The sequence below is a fragment of the Plebeiibacterium sediminum genome (genome assembly GCF_026013605.1).
GTDB lineage: Bacteria > Bacteroidota > Bacteroidia > Bacteroidales > Marinilabiliaceae > Saccharicrinis > Saccharicrinis sediminus.
Window position 1 is genome coordinate 152,541 of sequence record NZ_JAPDPJ010000001.1, and the last position, 19,970, is coordinate 172,510.

Annotated in this window: 19 protein-coding genes; 12 read left to right on the forward strand and 7 right to left on the reverse strand. The window is 32.4% G+C overall.

Features of this window, described 5'->3' with window-relative positions:
- Positions 1-108 precede the first annotated feature (108 nt).
- From OM075_RS00670 to lon, 5 genes are all read left to right on the forward strand, one after another.
- Positions 109-795, forward strand: a complete 687-nt coding sequence (locus OM075_RS00670; protein WP_301188523.1) for a DNA alkylation repair protein — start codon at positions 109-111, stop codon at positions 793-795.
- A gap of 88 nt (positions 796-883) precedes the next feature.
- The gene (locus tag OM075_RS00675) at positions 884-2,347 is read left to right on the forward strand and encodes an aminotransferase class V-fold PLP-dependent enzyme (RefSeq protein WP_301188524.1); all 1,464 of its coding nucleotides are present in this window, start codon (positions 884-886) and stop codon (positions 2,345-2,347) included.
- Positions 2,348-2,481: 134 nt separating this feature from the next.
- Positions 2,482-3,690 (forward strand): GNAT family N-acetyltransferase, encoded by a 1,209-nt coding sequence (locus OM075_RS00680; protein WP_301188525.1) that lies wholly within the window; start codon positions 2,482-2,484, stop codon positions 3,688-3,690.
- A 120-nt stretch (positions 3,691-3,810) separates the two neighbouring features.
- A complete protein-coding gene (locus tag OM075_RS00685) occupies positions 3,811-4,074 on the forward strand; it encodes a type B 50S ribosomal protein L31 (RefSeq protein ID WP_301188526.1) in 264 nt (87 codons plus the stop codon).
- A 198-nt stretch (positions 4,075-4,272) separates the two neighbouring features.
- Positions 4,273-6,699, forward strand: coding sequence for an endopeptidase La (gene lon, locus OM075_RS00690; RefSeq protein WP_301188527.1), 2,427 nt, complete (start codon positions 4,273-4,275; stop codon positions 6,697-6,699).
- A gap of 32 nt (positions 6,700-6,731) precedes the next feature.
- On the opposite strand, the gene OM075_RS00695 is transcribed toward lon, so the two are convergent.
- Entirely contained in the window at positions 6,732-7,538 is an 807-nt protein-coding gene (locus OM075_RS00695) for an ADP-ribosylglycohydrolase family protein (protein ID WP_301188528.1), read from the reverse strand.
- A gap of 291 nt (positions 7,539-7,829) precedes the next feature.
- Between OM075_RS00695 and OM075_RS00700 the strand changes: the two genes are divergently transcribed.
- Complete coding sequence (locus OM075_RS00700; RefSeq protein WP_301188529.1) at positions 7,830-8,936, forward strand: AI-2E family transporter; 1,107 nt, start codon at positions 7,830-7,832, stop codon at positions 8,934-8,936.
- Positions 8,937-8,940: 4 nt separating this feature from the next.
- Here OM075_RS00700 and OM075_RS00705 read toward each other — a convergent pair whose 3' ends face one another.
- Entirely contained in the window at positions 8,941-9,588 is a 648-nt protein-coding gene (locus OM075_RS00705) for an SPOR domain-containing protein (protein WP_301188530.1), read from the reverse strand.
- 110 nt (positions 9,589-9,698) lie between these two features.
- On the reverse strand, positions 9,699-10,319 hold the full coding sequence (locus OM075_RS00710; RefSeq protein WP_301188531.1) for an NUDIX hydrolase: 621 nt from the start codon (positions 10,317-10,319) through the stop codon (positions 9,699-9,701).
- On the opposite strand from OM075_RS00710, the gene pyrE reads away from it, so the two are divergent.
- Positions 10,318-10,950 carry an orotate phosphoribosyltransferase gene (pyrE, locus tag OM075_RS00715; protein WP_301188532.1) on the forward strand — a complete coding sequence of 211 codons (633 nt, stop codon included), beginning with the start codon at positions 10,318-10,320 and terminating at the stop codon, positions 10,948-10,950. The two genes, OM075_RS00710 and pyrE, sit on opposite strands and share 2 nt — an antisense overlap.
- Positions 10,951-11,022: 72 nt before the next feature.
- Positions 11,023-11,436, forward strand: a complete 414-nt coding sequence (locus OM075_RS00720; protein ID WP_301188533.1) for an SRPBCC family protein — start codon at positions 11,023-11,025, stop codon at positions 11,434-11,436.
- Here the strand turns inward: OM075_RS00720 and OM075_RS00725 are convergent.
- Positions 11,433-12,176, reverse strand: coding sequence for a biotin--[acetyl-CoA-carboxylase] ligase (locus OM075_RS00725; RefSeq protein WP_301188534.1), 744 nt, complete (start codon positions 12,174-12,176; stop codon positions 11,433-11,435). The two genes, OM075_RS00720 and OM075_RS00725, sit on opposite strands and share 4 nt — an antisense overlap.
- A gap of 164 nt (positions 12,177-12,340) precedes the next feature.
- Between OM075_RS00725 and rsfS the strand changes: the two genes are divergently transcribed.
- The 4 genes from rsfS (at position 12,341) to OM075_RS00745 (ending at position 16,513) form a co-directional block, all read left to right on the forward strand.
- Positions 12,341-12,715, forward strand: a complete 375-nt coding sequence (gene rsfS / locus OM075_RS00730; protein ID WP_301188535.1) for a ribosome silencing factor — start codon at positions 12,341-12,343, stop codon at positions 12,713-12,715.
- A 23-nt stretch (positions 12,716-12,738) separates the two neighbouring features.
- On the forward strand, positions 12,739-14,805 hold the full coding sequence (gene ftsH, locus OM075_RS00735; protein WP_301188536.1) for an ATP-dependent zinc metalloprotease FtsH: 2,067 nt from the start codon (positions 12,739-12,741) through the stop codon (positions 14,803-14,805).
- Between the two features lie 236 nt (positions 14,806-15,041).
- Entirely contained in the window at positions 15,042-15,854 is an 813-nt protein-coding gene (locus OM075_RS00740; RefSeq protein ID WP_301188537.1) for a phosphatidate cytidylyltransferase, read from the forward strand.
- A 5-nt stretch (positions 15,855-15,859) separates the two neighbouring features.
- Positions 15,860-16,513 (forward strand): phosphatidylserine decarboxylase family protein, encoded by a 654-nt coding sequence (locus OM075_RS00745; protein WP_301188538.1) that lies wholly within the window; start codon positions 15,860-15,862, stop codon positions 16,511-16,513.
- Between the two features lie 319 nt (positions 16,514-16,832).
- Here the strand turns inward: OM075_RS00745 and OM075_RS00750 are convergent, their stop codons facing one another.
- From OM075_RS00750 to OM075_RS00760, 3 genes are all read right to left on the reverse strand, one after another.
- Positions 16,833-17,999 carry a TlpA disulfide reductase family protein gene (locus tag OM075_RS00750; protein ID WP_301188539.1) on the reverse strand — a complete coding sequence of 389 codons (1,167 nt, stop codon included), beginning with the start codon at positions 17,997-17,999 and terminating at the stop codon, positions 16,833-16,835.
- A gap of 69 nt (positions 18,000-18,068) precedes the next feature.
- Entirely contained in the window at positions 18,069-19,229 is a 1,161-nt protein-coding gene (locus tag OM075_RS00755) for a DUF4369 domain-containing protein (RefSeq protein ID WP_301188540.1), read from the reverse strand.
- Between the two features lie 3 nt (positions 19,230-19,232).
- Positions 19,233-19,952 carry an RDD family protein gene (locus OM075_RS00760; RefSeq protein ID WP_301188541.1) on the reverse strand — a complete coding sequence of 240 codons (720 nt, stop codon included), beginning with the start codon at positions 19,950-19,952 and terminating at the stop codon, positions 19,233-19,235.
- Positions 19,953-19,970 lie beyond the last annotated feature (18 nt).

Consider the following 19,970-nt stretch of genomic DNA (forward strand, 5'->3'; position numbering starts at 1 on the left):
AACATTAAAAAAACTACATTTGCAATACTTTTCAATAAAAAAAGTTTAAAAAAATTATCACAAAATAGCTTAATAGCTGTTTTAAAATACGTTACAAAAATAAAAACGATGAAGTTTTTTTTACAGGATAGCAACAGCGAACAAATTGATTCTATTTTAAAGTCGCTAAATAAACTAATGGATGGTGATGTTTCTCATCAAATGAAACAAAAAGGGTTGGAATATAAACTAAATTACGGCGCAAGTATTTTATGGCTTCGACAACTATCCAACAAATTCAAGGGAAACAACGAACTGGCAAACAGACTTTGGTTGAGAGAGATTAGAGAAACAATGATTTTGGCTACTTTAATTATTGATCCTCAAAAAGATACTACAAACGTAATACAAGAATGGCTGGAAAACATACCAACCAATGAAATGGCTGAACAACTTGGAACAAATACCCTTTGGAAATTAGATCATATAAATAGCACTTGTAATAAAATGCTACAATCAAACGATAATTTTCAAAAGGCTGCTGCGTGGGTAGCATTTGCAACTTTTTTACAAAGAGGTAAGCAATTAACTGATCTGGAAATTGAGCAACTTATAAATCAAATAACATCAGATTTACAAAACAACAGTCCGTTTATGTTAAGAGTTAAAGGGCGTTTTTTACGTCAGCTTTGCAGATATTCAGAAACTTATCTTAACAAAGTGGAAAACATGATTGACGAATTAGAATCAAACCATATTGCTCCATGGTTAACTGAAGACGTAAAAACAGAAATTACATTCCTAAAAGAGAAATAAATCCCTTTAGTAATATTTGTCACTATTTTTTTGAGCTCCAATATTTATATTTATCCTGATTATAAGTGATCCTACAAACTTGTATTTCATGTTAGAACAACACTTTAACAAATTCAGGATAAATACTATTGGGTTCGACGCTACAATTGAAACTCCTATGGGTGAAAAACCTTTGGTTTATGCCGATTGGATTGCCAGTGGTAGACTTTATGGACCAATAGAAGATATTTTAAAAAATAAAATTGGCCCAATGGTGGCTAATACGCATTCCGAGTCAAGCGACACCGGAATGATCATGACAAATATCTACAAACAATCACATCAAATTATCAAAGACCATGTTAATGCAGATAAAGATGACATCATCATTACTGCAGGAACAGGAATGACATCTGTTGTAAACAAATTACAGCGAATTTTAGGTATGAGAGTTCCGGAGCAGGCTCAAAGATATTATCACATTCCTCCGGAACATAAACCTGTTGTATTTATTACACATATGGAACACCACTCTAACCACACCTCCTGGCTGGAGTCAAATGCTGATGTGGTTGTTCTTGAACCAACTGATGATTTACTGGTAAACCCGGAATCTCTAAAAAAAGAGATTGAAAAATATAAAAATCGCACCTTAAAAATCGGATCATTTTCTGCCTGCTCAAATGTTACCGGGATTGAAACCCCATATTACGAGCTGGCAAAAATAATGCATATGAACGGTGGCTTTTGTTTTATTGACTTTGCGGCATCAGCTCCTTATGTAAACATCAACATGCATCCTGAAAATCCTTTGGAAAGTTTAGATGCCATATTTTTCTCACCCCACAAATTTTTGGGTGGTCCCGGTAGTAGTGGTGTGATCGTATTCAATAATTCCATATATCACAACCATGCTCCTGACAATTCGGGAGGAGGCACTGTTGACTGGACCAACAGATGGGGTAAATACAGGTACATTGATGATATTGAAGCACGAGAAGATGGAGGAACTCCTGGTTTTCTCCAGTCAATCAAAGCAGCACTCTGCATCAAACTTAAGGAACAAATGGATCCACAAAAAATCAGAGAGCGTGAAAAAGAGCAAGTTTCTAAAATTTTATCAGCGCTCAGAAAAATTCCGGGTATGAATATTCTAGCAGATAATGTTGATGATCGTCTTGGAGCTATTTCATTTTACCTCGATAACATCCACTTTAATTTAGTAGTTCGTTTATTAAATGATTATTTTGGAATACAAGTCAGAGGAGGATGCAGTTGCGCCGGAACATACGGACATTATCTTTTACATGTTGATTATTACACATCCAATAAAATAACAAGTAAGATAAACAAGGGAGATTTATCCGAAAAACCAGGATGGGTTCGTTTATCCATTCATCCAACAACAACTAATAAAGAAATTGATTATATTATTGATGCTATAAATCAAGTTGCCACAAATGCAACAAAATGGCAAAAGGATTATGAGTACAATGCTTTAAAAAATGAATACCATCATAAAAATATCCATATAAATACGCCCATGGATTATAATGAATGGTTTAATTTTTAAGGTGATTTTTTCCGCCCGAGCCATATTTATTCATAAATAACGGCTTTCTTTTAACCAAACACTTCTATTCGCCTGCATTTTTTATAGCTTTACATTGTATAATTACATTGATACAGATAAAAAGTAACATAAGTATGGAAGTAGTAGAGGTAAAGAATAAAGCACATCAAAAAGAATTTGTCAATGTTGTAAATTCAATATACACCAACGACAAAGCATATATAAGACCACTTGATAAAGACATAGAACACATTTTTTCACCTCAATCAAATCCTTTTTTCAATCATGGTACTGCTATACGATACATTTTAATTGATGATAATAAAAATACAATTGGAAGAATAGCAGCATTCATCAATGAAAAAAAGGCCTACGGATTCGATCAACCTACTGGTGGAGTTGGTTTTTTTGAATGTATTCATGATCAAAAAGCTGCTTTTACATTATTTGATAAAGCCGTTGAATGGCTTAAGGATAAAGGTATGGAAGCTGCAGATGGTCCTATTAACTTTGGCGAAAACGAAAGTTTCTGGGGGCTACTTGTGGAAGGATTTACAGAACCGGCATACGGAATGCAATACAATCCTCCTTATTACAAAACCTTTTTTGAAGCGTACGGTTTTCAAACTTACTTTGAACAGGTTACCAATCGACTTGATTTAAAAAAGCCATTTCCTGAAAGGTTCTGGAAAATTGCAGAATGGGTAGGAAAAAAGCCCGATTATAATTTCAAGCATTTTAAATGGTCAGAATTTGATAAGTTTATTGACGATTTTTGTGAAATATATAATGAAGCATGGAAGTTCCATGAAAATTTCACAACAATGGTTCCGGAAAAAGTAAAACCAATATTTTTACAAGCAAAGCCAATTGCTATTGAAGAACTATTATGGTTTGCCTATCACAATGACGAACCTATTGGTTTTATATTATTATACCCTGATGTGAATCAAATCTTCAAATATTTTAATGGTAAATTAAACCTGTTGAATAAACTAAGATTTGTTTGGCTAAAGCACAAAAAGGTAATGACCCGCCTAAGAGTTGTGGTTTTGGGTGTTAAACCAAAATTCCAAAAATCAGGAATCGAATCAGGATTATTCTATAACCTTAGAACACCGGTTTACAAACGAGACTGGTTTAATGAAATGGAGTTAAGCTGGGTAGGTGACTTCAATCCCAAAATGAGAACATTGCAGGATTCAATGGGTGCTGAATTTTCAAAAAAACATATTACATACCGATTGATATTCGACCCATCAAAACGCAAAAATATTAGAGCTGGTTACATACCAACAGATACGAAAGAAAAAGCCAAAATGGAAAACAAATCAAATAATTAGTGATTATTATTACAAATGAATTAAATATTAGGCAAATAAATAAAATTTCTTTTGCAGGTTAAATTTTAATATTTACCTTTGCAGTCCGTTAAGAAATTTGAATATTAAAGAGGTAAGAACATGAAAAAGGAAATTCATCCGGATAATTATCGCTTGGTAGCTTTCAAAGATATGTCAAACGAAGAGACTTTCATCTCTCGTTCAACTGTAAATACCAAAGATACAATTGAGATAGACGGAGTAGAGTATCCGTTAGTGAAACTTGAAATCTCTAATACATCTCACCCTTTTTATACAGGTAAGATGAAACTTGTTGATACTGCAGGACGTGTTGATAAGTTTAGAAGCAGATATCAAAAACACATGGATAGCAAAAAAAAATAAGCTTAGACGCTTAGTCTTATAAAAGCTTCGGATATACCGAAGCTTTTTTTTTATCCCATAGTAATCATTCCGTGCAGTTATCAAGTCTACCACAATACGCTAAAATATTTTTTGGCACACCAATTGCCTTACTAACAATTCAAGAATATTTTACACAACAAGTGACAATTTGACAATTTTCTTGATAGAAAAAAAGATATGGATAATTATAAAATCTCTATAAATCAGGCAGGCCTGAGTGACGAATACGAATCAGAAGCTGAATTCATTCCGATAGTTTCGGATGAAGATGAATCTGACATTACAGAAGTTGATTTACCTGAGCTACTACCTATTTTACCACTAAGAAATACTGTATTATTCCCTGGCGTAATTGTACCCATTTCGTTAGGACGTGATAAATCTCTAAAGCTGGTTCGTGAAGTTCAGCGAAACGGTGGTTTATTTGGAGCTTTAGCTCAAATGGAAGCTGACGTTGAAGATCCTAAAGTAGAAGATTTATACCAGGTTGGAACCATAGCAAAAGTAATTAAGTTACTTGAAATGCCGGATGGTTCTACTTCTGCAATTATACAAGGTAAAACCAGGTTTGAGGTAGAAGAAGTTGTTGAATCAGAACCTTACTTTAAGGCAAAAGTAAAGCAACTTACTGATATCAAACCAGAGGAAGATAAAACAAGAGATTATGAGGCTTTAGTTAGTTCTTTAAAAGATCTTTCTTTACGCATCATTAAAAACTCTTCAAACATTCCTCCTGAGGCATCGTTTGCTGTTAAAAACATTGAGAATTCTACTTTCTTAATCAATTTTATATGCTCTAACACAGATATTTCTGTAAAAGAAAAGCAGGCGCTCTTAAAAATTGATGATCTCAAAGAAAGAGGCATGAAGTTACTTGAATTTCTTGCCAGAGAGGTACAACTTTTAGAGTTAAAAAATGACATTCAAAGTAAGGTAAAACTTGATATAGATCAGCAACAGCGTGAATATATGCTTCATCAGCAAATGAAGCACATTCAGGATGAATTGGGATCCAGTCCTATCGAACAGGAAATCAGGGACCTGAAAGAGCAAGCTGAAACAAAAAAATGGGGCAAGGAAGTTGCCGAACTTTTTTACAAGGAGATAGATAAACTTGAACGATTAAACCCTGCCACAGGAGAATACTCTGTTCAGCATAATTACCTTCAAACATTATTAGATATTCCTTGGAACGAATATACTGAGGACAAGTTTGATATGGAATCAGCTGAAGATGTTTTAAACAGAGATCACTTTGGTTTGGATGGCGTAAAAGAACGTATACTCGAACACTTAGCTGTTTTAAAACTAAAAGGGGATTTAAAATCTCCTATCATTTGTTTATACGGACCTCCGGGAGTTGGTAAAACTTCTCTTGGTAAATCTGTTGCTGATGCTTTAGGTAGAAAATATGCCAGAATGTCACTAGGCGGCGTTCATGACGAAGCTGAGATCCGAGGACACAGAAAAACATACATTGGCGCAATGCCTGGAAGAATAATCCAAAACATAAAAAAAGCAGAAAGTGCCAACCCTGTTTTTATTTTGGATGAGATTGATAAAATTGGAAGTAGTGCCCATGGCGATCCTGCTGCAGCATTACTTGAAGTTTTAGATCCGGAGCAGAATGAAAATTTCCATGATAACTTCCTGGAAGTGGATTTTGATTTGTCAAAGGTAATTTTCATTGCGACAGCAAACACACTAAGTACCATTTCTCAACCTCTTCTTGACAGAATGGAGATGATAGAGGTTAGCGGTTATATATTAGAAGAGAAATACGAGATTGCAAAACGTCATTTATGGCCAAAACAACTTGAAAACCACGGTGTACCAAAAAGTAAAGTGTCTATATCAAAAACAACTATGACCTTTATTATCGAAAACTATACCCGTGAATCAGGCGTTAGAGAACTCAATAAAGTTTTAGCGAAATTAGCTCGTAAATATGCATTGAAAATTGCAACTAATAAAGAGTTTAAAAAGGCTATCTCAATAGATGATATCAAAGCCAACCTTGGAGTAGAAAGATTTTCAAAGGAAAAATATCAGGACACTCATGTTCCTGGGGTTGTTACCGGATTAGCATGGACTGCCGTCGGAGGAGAGATCCTTTATGTGGAATCCAGTCTTTCAAAAGGAAATGGAAAATTAACTTTAACCGGTAATTTAGGTGATGTAATGAAAGAGTCTGCAGTATTAGCTCTGGAATACATTAAATCTCATAGCAAGGAATTAAAGATTAATTACAAATTAATCGAGGGAAACAATATTCATGTTCACGTTCCAGAAGGTGCAATACCTAAAGATGGTCCTTCTGCTGGTATTACAATGGCTACAGCTTTAGCATCAATTTTTACTGGTAAAAAAGTAAAAAAACGCATTGCTATGACCGGAGAAATTACTTTAAGAGGTAAAGTTCTACCTGTTGGAGGTATCAAAGAAAAAATATTAGCAGCCAAAAGAGCTGGAATTAAAGAGATCATCCTTTCAAAGGAGAATCTAAAGGATGTTTCTGAAATTAAAGATATCTATATTGAGGGATTAGAATTCCATTATGTTAATGAAATAAAAGAAGTACTCTCAATAGCAATTGAGAAATAAAAAAAGGGAGCTTAATGCTCCCTTTTTTATTATTAATGAATAGAAATAAGTATCTCTTTATTTTCTTCATTATAATGAAGATATTGATCTTCAAAATCATTAATAAACCGCTCCATTTCAGGAGTCAATCTATTTAAAGCTCTTTTTATAATACTCTTGGGTATATGCTTATAATAAGCATATGCAATTGCGCCTGTTATACTTCCAATAGTATTACTATGACCGCCTAGCGAAACAGCTTTTCGAACAGCATCTTCATAATTGTTTGAATTTAAAAACATTGTGATAGCTGCAGGAACAGGTGTATCCAAATCAGGACTGGTAACATCAAAATGGAGTTCATGTACATCTTTATTAAGGTTATATCCAAATTCATTTGTTATATACTCCTTAATATATGCTTTATTTTCTCCATTTTTTGCCAAAAAGATGGCAGCACTGACAGCTTTGGATGCATTAATCTTATCCAGGTCACTATGCGTTACTTTAGCAGTCTTCTCTGTTAACAACAAGGCTTCGTCAAGACTGTCAGCCAACATTCCTATAGAACTTACTCTCCTGGCTGAACCATTACCTTTACTGTTAAATGGTATATCGCTATCAGACATTGCCCATCGTTTAAACTTTTCAGTATATCCAGCATAAGGATACTTTTGAATCCAGGCCCTCATACTTTCTCTGAAATCATTGTTATGAATAACAGCATCTGCAGTAGCAATAGTTAATACAGTATCTTCTGTAAAGGAAGAAATTGGTTTAAAAAGTTGAAAATTAGTCGTAGATCTATTATCATGAACAAAGGCTGATCCGATAATATCTCCTATAATCGCTCCTTTCATATATTGGGGTTTACGGGGTTATATAAAAGTTAGTTATAAATAATTTTATAAAAATAGAATTATTATTTAATATAACATCAATATCTATAAACTATATTAAACAATTATTAACATATTCAATAATTTGAATTTTTATGTTTTTAAGTCTAACAACCATTTAACGCATTAAAATATAAATAGAAATACAACCGTGTAATAATTGATGTTGAAAATGTTTTTTAATACATTTATAAAGAAGCAATAAATGACCAATATTTACGAATTCAAGAAGCCATAGAATAGCTGCTAAAAATGAAAGAAAATTTAAAATATATCATAGGCTTTTTATCCATTATAGTAGGAATTTACTTACTATGGTATTTTAGAGCTATTGTATTTTTTATTGTTTTATCAGCCATTCTTTCACTAGTAGCTCGACCAATATTCACTTTTTTCAGAGGTAAGACTCAGAAAAAAATAAAATTATCCAAATCATTAAGTGCTCTGGCAACAGTTTTATTAATATGGTCTATCATTATATTAATAATGAGTTTTACAGTTCCATTTATTATAGAGGAAATTCAGTTTCTATCAAAAGTTGACTTCTATTCCATAATAGATAAATTTGATCATGTTACTAAATCATTTTTACTTCCTTTTGAAGAATCTCTCATAGGAGACAGTGGCATACTCATGATAAAAAATCAAATCAACGAGTTTTTTGGTTCTGTATTTAATTTCTCGAAATTACAGGATGTATTATCTTCTTTTATTGATTTTTTAGGCAGTACATTTATTGCATTATTCTCTGTATCATTTATTACGTTTTTCCTGTTAAAAGAAGAAGATCTGCTATTAGAAAGCATTAAACTTGTAGTACCAGAAATATATTACGTTGGAGTAGACCACATGCTTTGGTCAATTAATCGCTTATTACGCAGATATTTTACCGGAATTATTATTCAAATTTCATTAATATCCATATTAATTATTGTTGGATTAATGATTATTGGCTTAGAATTTAGACATGCTTTAATTATAGGTTTATTCTCAGGATTCATAAATATCATCCCTTACCTGGGGCCAATTATAGGAGCATCTTTTGGTTTAATTGTATCAATGGTTGTATATCTTCAAACAGATACTCCTCCTCCGTTAATGATCTTTTTCGGGGCCATTATTGTATTATATATTATTGTACAATTACTTGACAATATACTATTTCAACCCATGATTTTTTCAACGAGTGTGAAAGCACATCCTCTTGAAATATTTTTGGTAATTATTATGGCAGGTTATATTGCAGGAATGCCGGGGATGTTTTTAGCTATTCCGATTTTTACGATAATAAGAGTGATAGCAAAAGAGTTTTTCTCAAAATACAACTTAGTGAGGAAATTGACTGGGAAATTAGACTAAAAACCTACAATGGCTTTAAACTAACAGAATCTTTTCCATTCGGATACAATTCTTCTTCAGTAAGTTTCTCAATCGGAATTCGTCGTCCGTTTTTAGTAGAAATAATAAACGAATCATTAAATCCCATTTTTTTGATATCCTCTAAAAAAACTCTGGCCTTTTGATAATCTTTAAAAACTCCAATCGTATATTGATTGATACTATCATAAGTTTCCTGGTTGATAGCAACTAAATTTGTTGTATAATTTCTTAAGTTAATTTCTTTAAATGCTCCTATCTGTACCCTAAACCTCAATCCATTTTCATCTCTTTCAACAAGATTTTGATTCACAACACTCTGAAGTTTGGATGTATACACTTTTAAAGAATCCTCTAAAATACTATTCACTTTTTGTAGGTCATCATACTTTAATTGATAAGCCTTAAAATCTTCATTTGAAGATGAACCTGTAAATACAATTATCCCTCTTAACAAAAAAACCAGAAATAAGGAAACAAAGAAGAACATCTGAAAGTACATGGCTTTTCTAAGCTTTGTAATTTTATGTGATTGATTTCTATTTACTTTCCTAAGACGCTGAACTTCCTTATCTGAAGCTTCCTGACGTAATTGATGCTTTCTGTTTTCAAATTCAAATTCCTGAGGAGTCATGTAAAATATTATGTTGTGTTAAAAAATCCCTTAAAATTAAGAAAAATCTTGCTATTGCATTGAAATTAACCATAAATCAGTACAAAAATCATGATTTTTACTTTCTTTTACTATTGAATAACTTCATTTAACACTTCAAGTATACTAGGATATGTATTTTGATAAATAGAATCTAATTTTTCAGTACTTCTCCATTCTGCTACCTGAATATCCTCTTCTAATTGAGGTTTAGGAAGCATATCTCCTTCAAAAGACATCTCGTACCAAAACGTCTTTTTTAAGATCAATTTTGATTTTAACCAATAAGTATGATAGGTAGGAGAAAGAGGTTTAACAATTTTAAGTGGTGTAATAGAACATTCTTCTTCAACTTCTCTTATAGCAGTTTCTTCTATGGATTCTCCTTTTTCAGCCTTTCCTTTAGGTAAATCCCATACTCCCAATCGATGAATAAAAAGAATTTCGCCTTTTTTATTTTTCACCACTCCACCTGCTGCATGTATTACCTTAAAACACTCTGAAAATAATTCCATCAATTCATTTAAATCATGATGATAAATAAATGCACTTTTTATCTCATCTTTACTCTCAAAATGATTGATAAAATCTTTTAATTCTTTTTTATTGGAATACTTAAAAATAGCACCAAAATTACTATTTAAGTCACGTTCAATATTGTTAGTTAAAAAAACAATTCTATCCTTGAAAAAAACTTTATACATTTGTCGCATGGAAAAAGTATCAGAAACTATAGCAAAACAATTGTTGCAAATTAAGGCAATTAAATTGCAACCAGCAAACCCATTTACATGGGCTTCAGGATGGAAATCGCCAATTTATTGTGATAATAGAAAAACTTTATCATATCCTGAGGTAAGGGATTATATAAAATCTAGTTTTGTTTCCCTTGTTAATGAATTGTACCCAGAGGCAGAAGTTATAGCCGGTGTTGCTACTGGTGCCATAGCCCAAGGAGCACTTGTTGCAGATGAATTAAATAAACCTTTTGTTTACGTTCGTTCATCTCCTAAAGGTCACGGTATGGAAAATCTAATAGAAGGTGACATTCAACCTGGTAAAAAGGTTGTTGTAATTGAAGATTTAATTTCAACCGGGGGTAGTAGTTTAAAAGCTGTTGAAGCATTAAGAACTGCAGGATGTGAAGTTCTTGGTATGGTAGCCATCTTTAGTTATGGATTCCAAACTGCTGTTGATAACTTTACTGCAAAAGATGTTAAAATAGATACTTTAAGTAATTATCAAACTTTAATTGAAGTTGCTGTTGAAACAGGTTATGTTTCGGCTGATGATGTTAAAACACTAGGTAACTGGAGAACAGATCCAGCTAACTGGGGTGTTTAAATAAAGTTAAAAAAAATAATTTAGTAAGCTCATTTGGATGTTCATCTTTATGAGCTTTTTTATGGATTAGTTATGACAAAATTTGAAAGCGACATAAAAAAAACAGCCCAAAAGGACGAAACCGTTTTTTCCTTTATTTCAAACTTTAATAATTTCCAAAATTTAATTCCTCAGGATAAAATTACAGATTGGCAAAGTACTGAAGACTCATGTAGATTTAAAGTGGACGGTATCGGTGATGCTGGTTTAAAGATAATTGAGAAAGAACCTTTTAAAACGGTTAAATATTCAACCGATGGTAAAGTTCCTTTTAACTTTTACTTGTGGGTGCAACTAAAGCAGGTGGCCGAAAATGATACAAGAATAAAACTTACCATCAAAGCAGATTTAAATCCTATGATGAAAATGATGGTTAGCAAACATGTTAAAAAATTTTTAAACATGTTAGGGGATGCCATTGCAAACTACCATTATCCTAACAATTAAATCAGGAACTCCACTTCTTTAAAAGAGTATGTCATTTTTTGACCATTCTCTTTAGATAAGATTAATTGCCCGTATTCTGATATCCCATCAATACGGGCTTCAAAGTTTCCTTGCCCATCCCTAAACGGATGAATGCCATCTTTCCTGAATAAACGATCTAAATAACGCGTATTTATATTGTCATATCCTATTAACTTAGCTTCTGAGTATAATGCATAGATGGCATTTAAGATATCATCTAACATATTTTCCAGATTAAATTCTTTATTTGTTATATTTTTTAAAGACACTGGATTTGGAGCATCACTATAAAAAATTTCCTGATTAATATTTAAGCCAATACCTACAACTGAACTCCCTATCAAATTTGTATAAAGTGCATTTTCAATTAAAATTCCTCCAATTTTTAAATCTCTAAAATAAATATCATTCGGCCATTTAATGGAAAAATCACCAGAATACATTGATAATACATCTAAAATACCCAAACAAACAATTTTAGAAATAATAAATTGATCTTGAGCTAAGATAAAATCCGGTCTGAATAATAAACTAAAAGTTAGATTTTTACCACTCTCACTCTCCCATGTATTACCCTTCTGCCCTTTTCCTGCAGATTGGTGATTCGCAATAATTACAGCAAATTCAGGAAGCCCTCCGGAAATTAAAGATTTCATCTTTTCATTTGTAGATGGTAAATTATCATACCTATCTACAATAAAATTAGCATTCTTTGTCATACCTTTATATTAAACAAGACAATTTGGCACTAAAAAATATACGGCAACATTATTGCGTAAAAGTAGTTACTAATTGTAAAAACAAAAAAGTAGTATCTTTGTATTTTTCTAGTACTTTAGCAAAAAATACAAATAAAATAATTAAATAAAAGAGAATTATATTAATGATAGATCAAGAAAATACTTCAACTGAACAATTGGTTGATACAATTGTTGAGGGTATTCAGGAAAAAAAAGGCACAAATATTGCGATTTTAGATATGAGAGAAATTGACGGTAGTATTTGTCAATATTTCATTATTTGTGACGGGGACAGTAACACACATGTTGATGCAATTGGTAATTCTGTTGAAGACTATGTGAGAAAGCAAATCAATGATAAACCATTCCATATCGAAGGTAGAGAAAACGCAGAATGGATACTAGTGGATTATGTTGATGTTGTAGTACATATTTTTCAGAAACCAATCAGAAGCTTCTACAATCTCGAAGATTTATGGGCAGACGCTAAACGGACTGATATTGAGAACCTTTTCTAGTTCTAACAAATTTCATTTATCAAATGAGCGAAAATAATAATCAAAAGAAAGAACCTACCAATACAGGAGGTGGGAACAGCAGCAATACGCCCAAAATACCAAAGTTTAACGGTTATTGGATTTATGGGATTCTTTTATTGCTATTTCTGTCGTTCTTTTTAATGAACCAGAATGAGGCTGTTAAAACAATTCCATATAGTAAATTTAAAGACAGCATTCTACCTTCAGGTGATATAGAATTAATTACTGTTGTTAAAAATACCGGTCTGGTAGAAATTACACTCAAGAAAGATGCTATCAAAAACTATGAAAAAGAGTTTGGTGATAGCTATCAGGCCATAATTGAAAGAGGACCTCACTTTGCAACTGAAATTCTTTCAATAGATACGTTTTATGCGGATCTAAGAAAAATTGAAGTTGACAAAGGGATTTCTATTCCCATAACCATTGAGCAACGCTCTAACTATTTCACTGAAATTATTGGGTTTTTATGGCCTTTAATTCTTGTACTTATTATTTGGATTCTGGTTTTCAGAAGAATGGGAGGACAAGCAGGAGGCGGTGGAGCCGGAAATATTTTTAACGTTGGAAAATCCAGAGCCAAAGTATTCGACAAGGAATCAAATATCAATGTTAACTTTTTAGATGTTGCCGGTTTAGCTGAGGCCAAACAAGAACTTGAGGAAATCGTTGAATTCTTAAAAAAACCAGAAAAATATACCAACCTTGGTGGTAAAATTCCTAAAGGAGCACTACTTGTAGGACCTCCGGGAACAGGTAAAACATTACTTGCAAAAGCTGTAGCAGGAGAAGCCAACGTACCATTCTTTAGTATGTCAGGTTCTGACTTTGTTGAGATGTTTGTAGGAGTTGGAGCATCGAGGGTGCGCGACTTATTTAAGAAAGCTAAGGAAAAAGCACCTTGTATTGTATTTATTGATGAGATTGATGCAATTGGTCGCGCCAGAGGCAAAAGTCCTAGCATGGGAGCTAATGATGAGAGAGAAAATACGCTAAACCAACTATTAACAGAAATGGATGGTTTTGGTACCAACTCAGGTGTTATCATTCTAGCCGCAACAAACCGTGCTGATATTCTTGACCGTGCTTTAATGAGGGCTGGTAGATTTGATCGCCAGATTCTTGTAGAATTACCAGACATTAAGGAGCGTAAACAAATATTTGACGTACACCTTCGGCCGCTTAAATTAAGCGATGATGTAAAATCAGATTTCCTGGCAAAACAAACTCCAGGTTTTTCAGGAGCAGACATTGCCAATGTTTGTAATGAAGCGGCCTTAATAGCTGCCAGAGGTGACAAAAAAATAGTTGAAAAAGATGACTTTTTAAGTGCAGTTGATAGAATTGTTGGAGGTTTAGAGAAGAAAAATAAAATTATTTCAACTGAAGAAAAAAGAGCCATTGCATACCATGAAGCTGGTCATGCTGCCACTAGTTGGTTACTTGAATACGCTCATCCATTGGTTAAAGTAACTATTGTTCCAAGAGGTAAAGCGCTAGGTGCCGCCTGGTATTTACCAGAAGAAAGACAACTTACTACAACTGAGCAGATTCTTGATGAAATGTGTTCTACTCTAGCCGGTAGAGCTGCCGAAGAAATTGAGTTTGGTAAAATTTCAACAGGAGCTTTAAATGACTTAGAAAAAGTAACAAAACAAGCCTATGCCATGGTTACTTACTATGGTATGAGCAAAAAAATGGGTAATATCAGTTACTTTGATTCAAGCGGTCAAAATGAATATGGATTTACAAAACCATATAGTGAAGAAACCGCTAAATCAATTGACAAAGAAGTATCTAAAATAATTGAAGAGCAATACCAAAGAGCTAGAAATATCCTTATTGAAAACAGAGAGAAACATGCTGAATTAGCGAATCTGCTTCTTGAAAGAGAAGTAATATTCAGTGAAGATCTGGAAACTATTTTTGGCAAAAGAAAAGTTAGTAAACATATTGTTCAACTTGAGGAAAATCAAGAAGAAACTAAAGATGTGAAAGCTGAAGTTAAAGTTGAAGACATTAAGGCTTCTGATGACGACGCTTCTCCAGAAAAAGAAACTCAAGAATAATTCAATTTATATTAAGAGGAAAAGTAAAAACTTTTCCTCTTTTTTTTATTTAACCTTACCTATTAATCAAACTCAGATAATTTCTAAAACAGTAATTATATCGCCTTACTGCTATTACACATCACCCTTCTTTACTCCCCTCATAAATAAACTACAAAGAAATTTTAGTTTTTATAAAAAAAAAGATTGTAAATTAAGTAAACTACTTATTTTTGCACCGATATTAAATAAGGCAGATGAATAATTTTTGGCAACGCACTTTAACAGGAATCCTTTTTGTAATTGTTTTGGCTGGAGGTATTTTTTACCATCAGTTATCTTTTGCTACAATCTTTCTTCTTATAGTTGTTGCAGGTATTCATGAAATGTCAATTCTATTTTCAAAAACAGAGAATAAAGTTGACCTGTTCACTACTGCTTTTTTAGGCATCTACATATTTATATCTACTTATCTTATTCAGGCCAAAACACTTGATTCTTCTGCTTATTTAGCCATAATACCTATTGTAGCATATATATTTATAAAAGAACTTTTTCTACAAAACAAGGCTCCATTAACAAACATTGCCTTGAGTTTACTTACTGCATGTTACATTGCACTTCCATTTGCTTTAATTAATATATTGGCATTTCAGGATGGTCAGTACAATTTCCATCTTCCTCTGGCAATTTTTATTTTAGTTTGGATTAATGATACAGGAGCCTACTTATCAGGTATTACTTTAGGTAAACATAAATTTTTTGAAAGAATCAGTCCTAAAAAAACATGGGAAGGAACAATAGGTGGTTTTGTATTAACAATCGTAGCATCCTATGTTTTATCGTTATTTTGGGATGACATGAATCTTTTTCAATGGCTAATTTTTGGAGGTATTACTTCAATTATGGCTGTTTTAGGTGATTTAGCTGAATCTATGTTTAAAAGAAGTATTGGAGTTAAAGACTCAGGTACAATTCTTCCCGGACACGGAGGAATATTAGACAGATTTGATGCCGTATTATTTGCCATACCAATGGCTGTATTTTATATAGAACTATTAGTAAGATAAAAACTATGACCATTCACAAAGAAGGCTATAAAACTATTTTAGTTGCCTTTATTATTGCATTTGCTATTATTGCTACTTGCTATTTTACTATTGACAATAGTATCATCAGAAATTCTTTTTATGGAGTAGCTGCAGTGCTTTTTATTGTAATTGTTAATTTCTTCAGAAGTCCTGAAAGAATTTGCAAACAAATTAACAATGCTGTTATCACTCCTGCTGATGGAGAGGTTGTTGTGATAGAAGAAGTTGATGAACCTGAATATTTTAAATCAAAATGCAAACAGGTTTCTATATTCATGTCTCCTTTTAACGTACATGTAAACTGGTTTCCTGTTAGTGGAGAGGTTTTATACTCAAAGCACCATAGCGGACGTTTTATGGGTGCCTATCTTCCTAAATCATCAACCGAAAACGAAAGAACATCGGTTGTTATTAAAACTGATGATGGTAAAGAAATTTTAGTAAGACAAGTTGCTGGTGCTATGGCCCGTAGAATTGTATGTTATGCTGAAGAAGGAATGAAAGCAGAACAAGGGGCTCAAATGGGTTTTATTAAGTTTGGTTCAAGACTTGATTTGTATCTACCACTAGACGCTGATATTAAAGTTAAAATCGGGGATAAAGTTACAGGAACTCAAACTACAGTAGCTTTTATTTAAAACTTAAAGAAACAAAATCACATAAGTTGAAAGTCGGGTTATTCCCGACTTTTTTTGTCTCTATACATCTCTATACCATTCCTCATCTACAGCCTAAATAATACCCTGTTAAAAAGCATTTCAAAGGATATCTCATTATCGCACCAATAGTCTGTTAGAATTGATCTTATAGGCATTGAAGTCATTAAAATTTGCGCTATAAGTTAAGCAACATTATATATTTGAAAATAGTACTGAGGTCATATAGTTTCAACTCAGAGCAAAAAAAGAGTTAAGAACCGAAATCCTTAACTCTCCTATATTTTGTAAGAAACTTGTATTAATTCAACAAGTCATTTAATTTTTCATCCAGAATTCTTCCAAACAAATCCTTACCAATTATCTCACCTTTTTTACTAATCAAATAATTGGCTGGTAATTGCTGAACATTATAAATTCGAGCAGCATAAGAATCTGTAAACTGAAGATCACTCACATTAATCCATGGTAATTTATCGTTCTCAATGGCACCTTCCCATAAGATCTTACTTCTATCTAATGAAACCTGATAAATTTCAAACCCTTTTGATTTATACTTATCATAAATTCTTAATAGGTTTTTGTTCTCACTACGAGATTTTTCATCCCAAGAAGCCCAGAATGATAGCAACACCATTTTACCTTTAAGTGATGATAATTTCACCTTTTTGCCATAAATATTTTCCTCTTCAATATCAGGAAACGAAGAAGCTTGTGTTTCCAATTGCTTTTGCATTTGCTCAAGCTTTCTTTCTTTATGAATTCCTAAAACAAAATTCTTTAATTGCTGCGATCTGGCACATTCAGGATAATAAACATCCAGGCTAGTGGCCACTGTAGAAAACAAGTTCAGATCCTTTTTATCATACGGATTTAAAACCAAAGTACCATCATCATATCTTTGAAAAACAGCATAATAACTAGCAAACGATTTTGGATTTGCCATTACAAAATCATTCACAAAATCTTTTTGTTTATTTGCCGCTTCCTGAATCTGATGACGAACTTTTTCTAATTCTGCTTTATCATCTTTTTCAATACTATGATAAACCGTAACTAAGCTATCCAAAACAACTTTTGTCTTTTCTAATTTAGTATTTAATACTTTAATGTATTTTGATCCCAATGAATTCTTAACTGTATAATTCGTTGCTAAATTCTCAGCATCTCCCTCTATTTCAACTCGCTCAGTAGTATCTGCCAACAGCGTTACAAAATTATTTTCTGAAAGTTTTAATAAATAGAAAGTTGGATATTCTAATTTTGGAAGCGTGAACTTAAAAGAGCCTTTATCATTAAGCTTTACTGAATCAATAGTAACCTCACCATTTAAATTTAATTGATTCAAATATAAAACCTGATCAGTTCCATTTGATATTTTTCCACTAATTCTAAGATTGTCTTTATTTGAACAAGCAGAAAAGAAGAATATGATTCCTAAGAATAAAATAATGCGGTTTGTATTCATTTGTTGTATTTTGAGTAATTCAAGCTTAATTATATAATTTTTCCCGTCATTCTTGGGCGCCCAAATATATTAATAATTTTTAAGAAAATTACTGACTCTTTTTTCTAGATCTGTACCCCATAAATCCCTACCAATAATTTTTCCATCCTGATCAACCAAAAAATTAAAAGGTAAAGATCTTACCCCTAACTCCAATAAATCAGTAGATGCTACTCCCGAGGTATCAATCACATGCCAATAATTACTTCTTATTTTGCTAATATTATCACGCCAAAGATCTTTATCTTTCTCATATGCAACCATTAATGTTTTTAAGCCCCTTGCTCCAAAACGCTTTTGAATATCACTCACATTTCCGAACCTTACCTCATTTCTTTGAATCAGACTATCGTCCCACAATACAATATGGATTAATTTTGCATTTAACTTATTCAGAGGTAAACTATCGTTCCAATTAGTTCGTGCATTTAGCTGAATTAAGTGTTCTCCTTCAGAATAACGCTCCTGTGCTCTAATGGCAGCATAAGCTTTAGTTAAACTGTTATCATAATCCTTAAATAAAGGCGCCCAATGTTCGTCCCTGGTCAAATTCTCTGCATTCTCTAGAAACAACTTCAAATCCTTTTCCAATGAAAAAGGACTAATATTACCCGCTTTTTGATTTAACATCTTCCATTTAACAATCTCATTACTCACATTATGAGTAATGCTAATGCCTGCATCTCTATAAACATTAATAATACTATCTTTCCGTTTAATGAGAGCTTGATAAAGCGAATCATTTTCTTCATTTCCAATCAACGCTTTAAAATCCTTAGCAAGAATTTTTATTTGTTCCTGAAATTGCATTTCATTCCTTTCTAACTTCCAAAATGCATTTAACACTTTAGAGTTCTTACTCTCACAAGTATTTATAATATCCTTTGCATTGATTTGAACTTGAATAAAATCATTTGGTTTTAAAAACAGATTTATTTTAGAACTATCATGAAATACCAAAGAATAAAATGCTGGGGTTTCAATTTTTTCCTGATATATTCTAAAACTTCCCTCCTCATTAATAACGATTGTATCCAACAATAAAGGTTGATCACCTTCTTTATATAAATAGATTTCTGAATTTGTATTATTCAACAATATACCATCAACCACAGGAACTTTTTGCTCCACTGATTCTTTGCACGAAAAAAGAACAAACGACAATAGTATTCCTAGTATAAAGCACCTCATCTCTTATTTATTTATGCAATTATAATCCAACAACACAGTCTCCAAAAATTCTTTAGAATCCTTATCTATCACATCAATATTCAATTTCTTTTGAATAGCTCTTCGGGTTTTGTTAATAATAATTTCAACACTCTCGGAATCTGCATTATTTTTCAGTGATGTAAGTCTTAAAACTTCTTTAAGCGTATTGGCATCATCATCATTCAACAGATTAACCTGAGGATATTTTATTGCATAGTTTTCCGGAACTTCAAGATAACTAGTATCTGTAAATAAATTGGCTTTACTTAGTTTTACTACAGTAGTTCCTGCAGTTAAATCACCTAAACGTTGTGATTTATTGGTTAATATAACGGTTAGTACAGCAACGCTCCCCAAAAGCAACCAATTATCAACAATACGAAAAATCCATCTGATTAAACAAGTTCCTAAAGTTAACTCGCTGCCGTCAAGCTTAGCCACTTTTATTTTAAATATCATTTTACCAAATGATTGTCCATTTAAAAACAGTTCACAAATTAAACTGTAAAAAACGATTGGTAAAGTAAAAACAATATGCCAGATCTCTAAACCTCCTGCTCGTCCTAATATTAAAAACCAGGTTAAATTCCATACAAACATAATTAGAAGGTCAAAACCATAAGCCAGTATTCTATCTCCAACACTTGCTGACTTAAATTCAAGATCTATATTCTGAGTAGTTTCAATGTTTAGGTATTCCATGATGATTATTGATCGTTA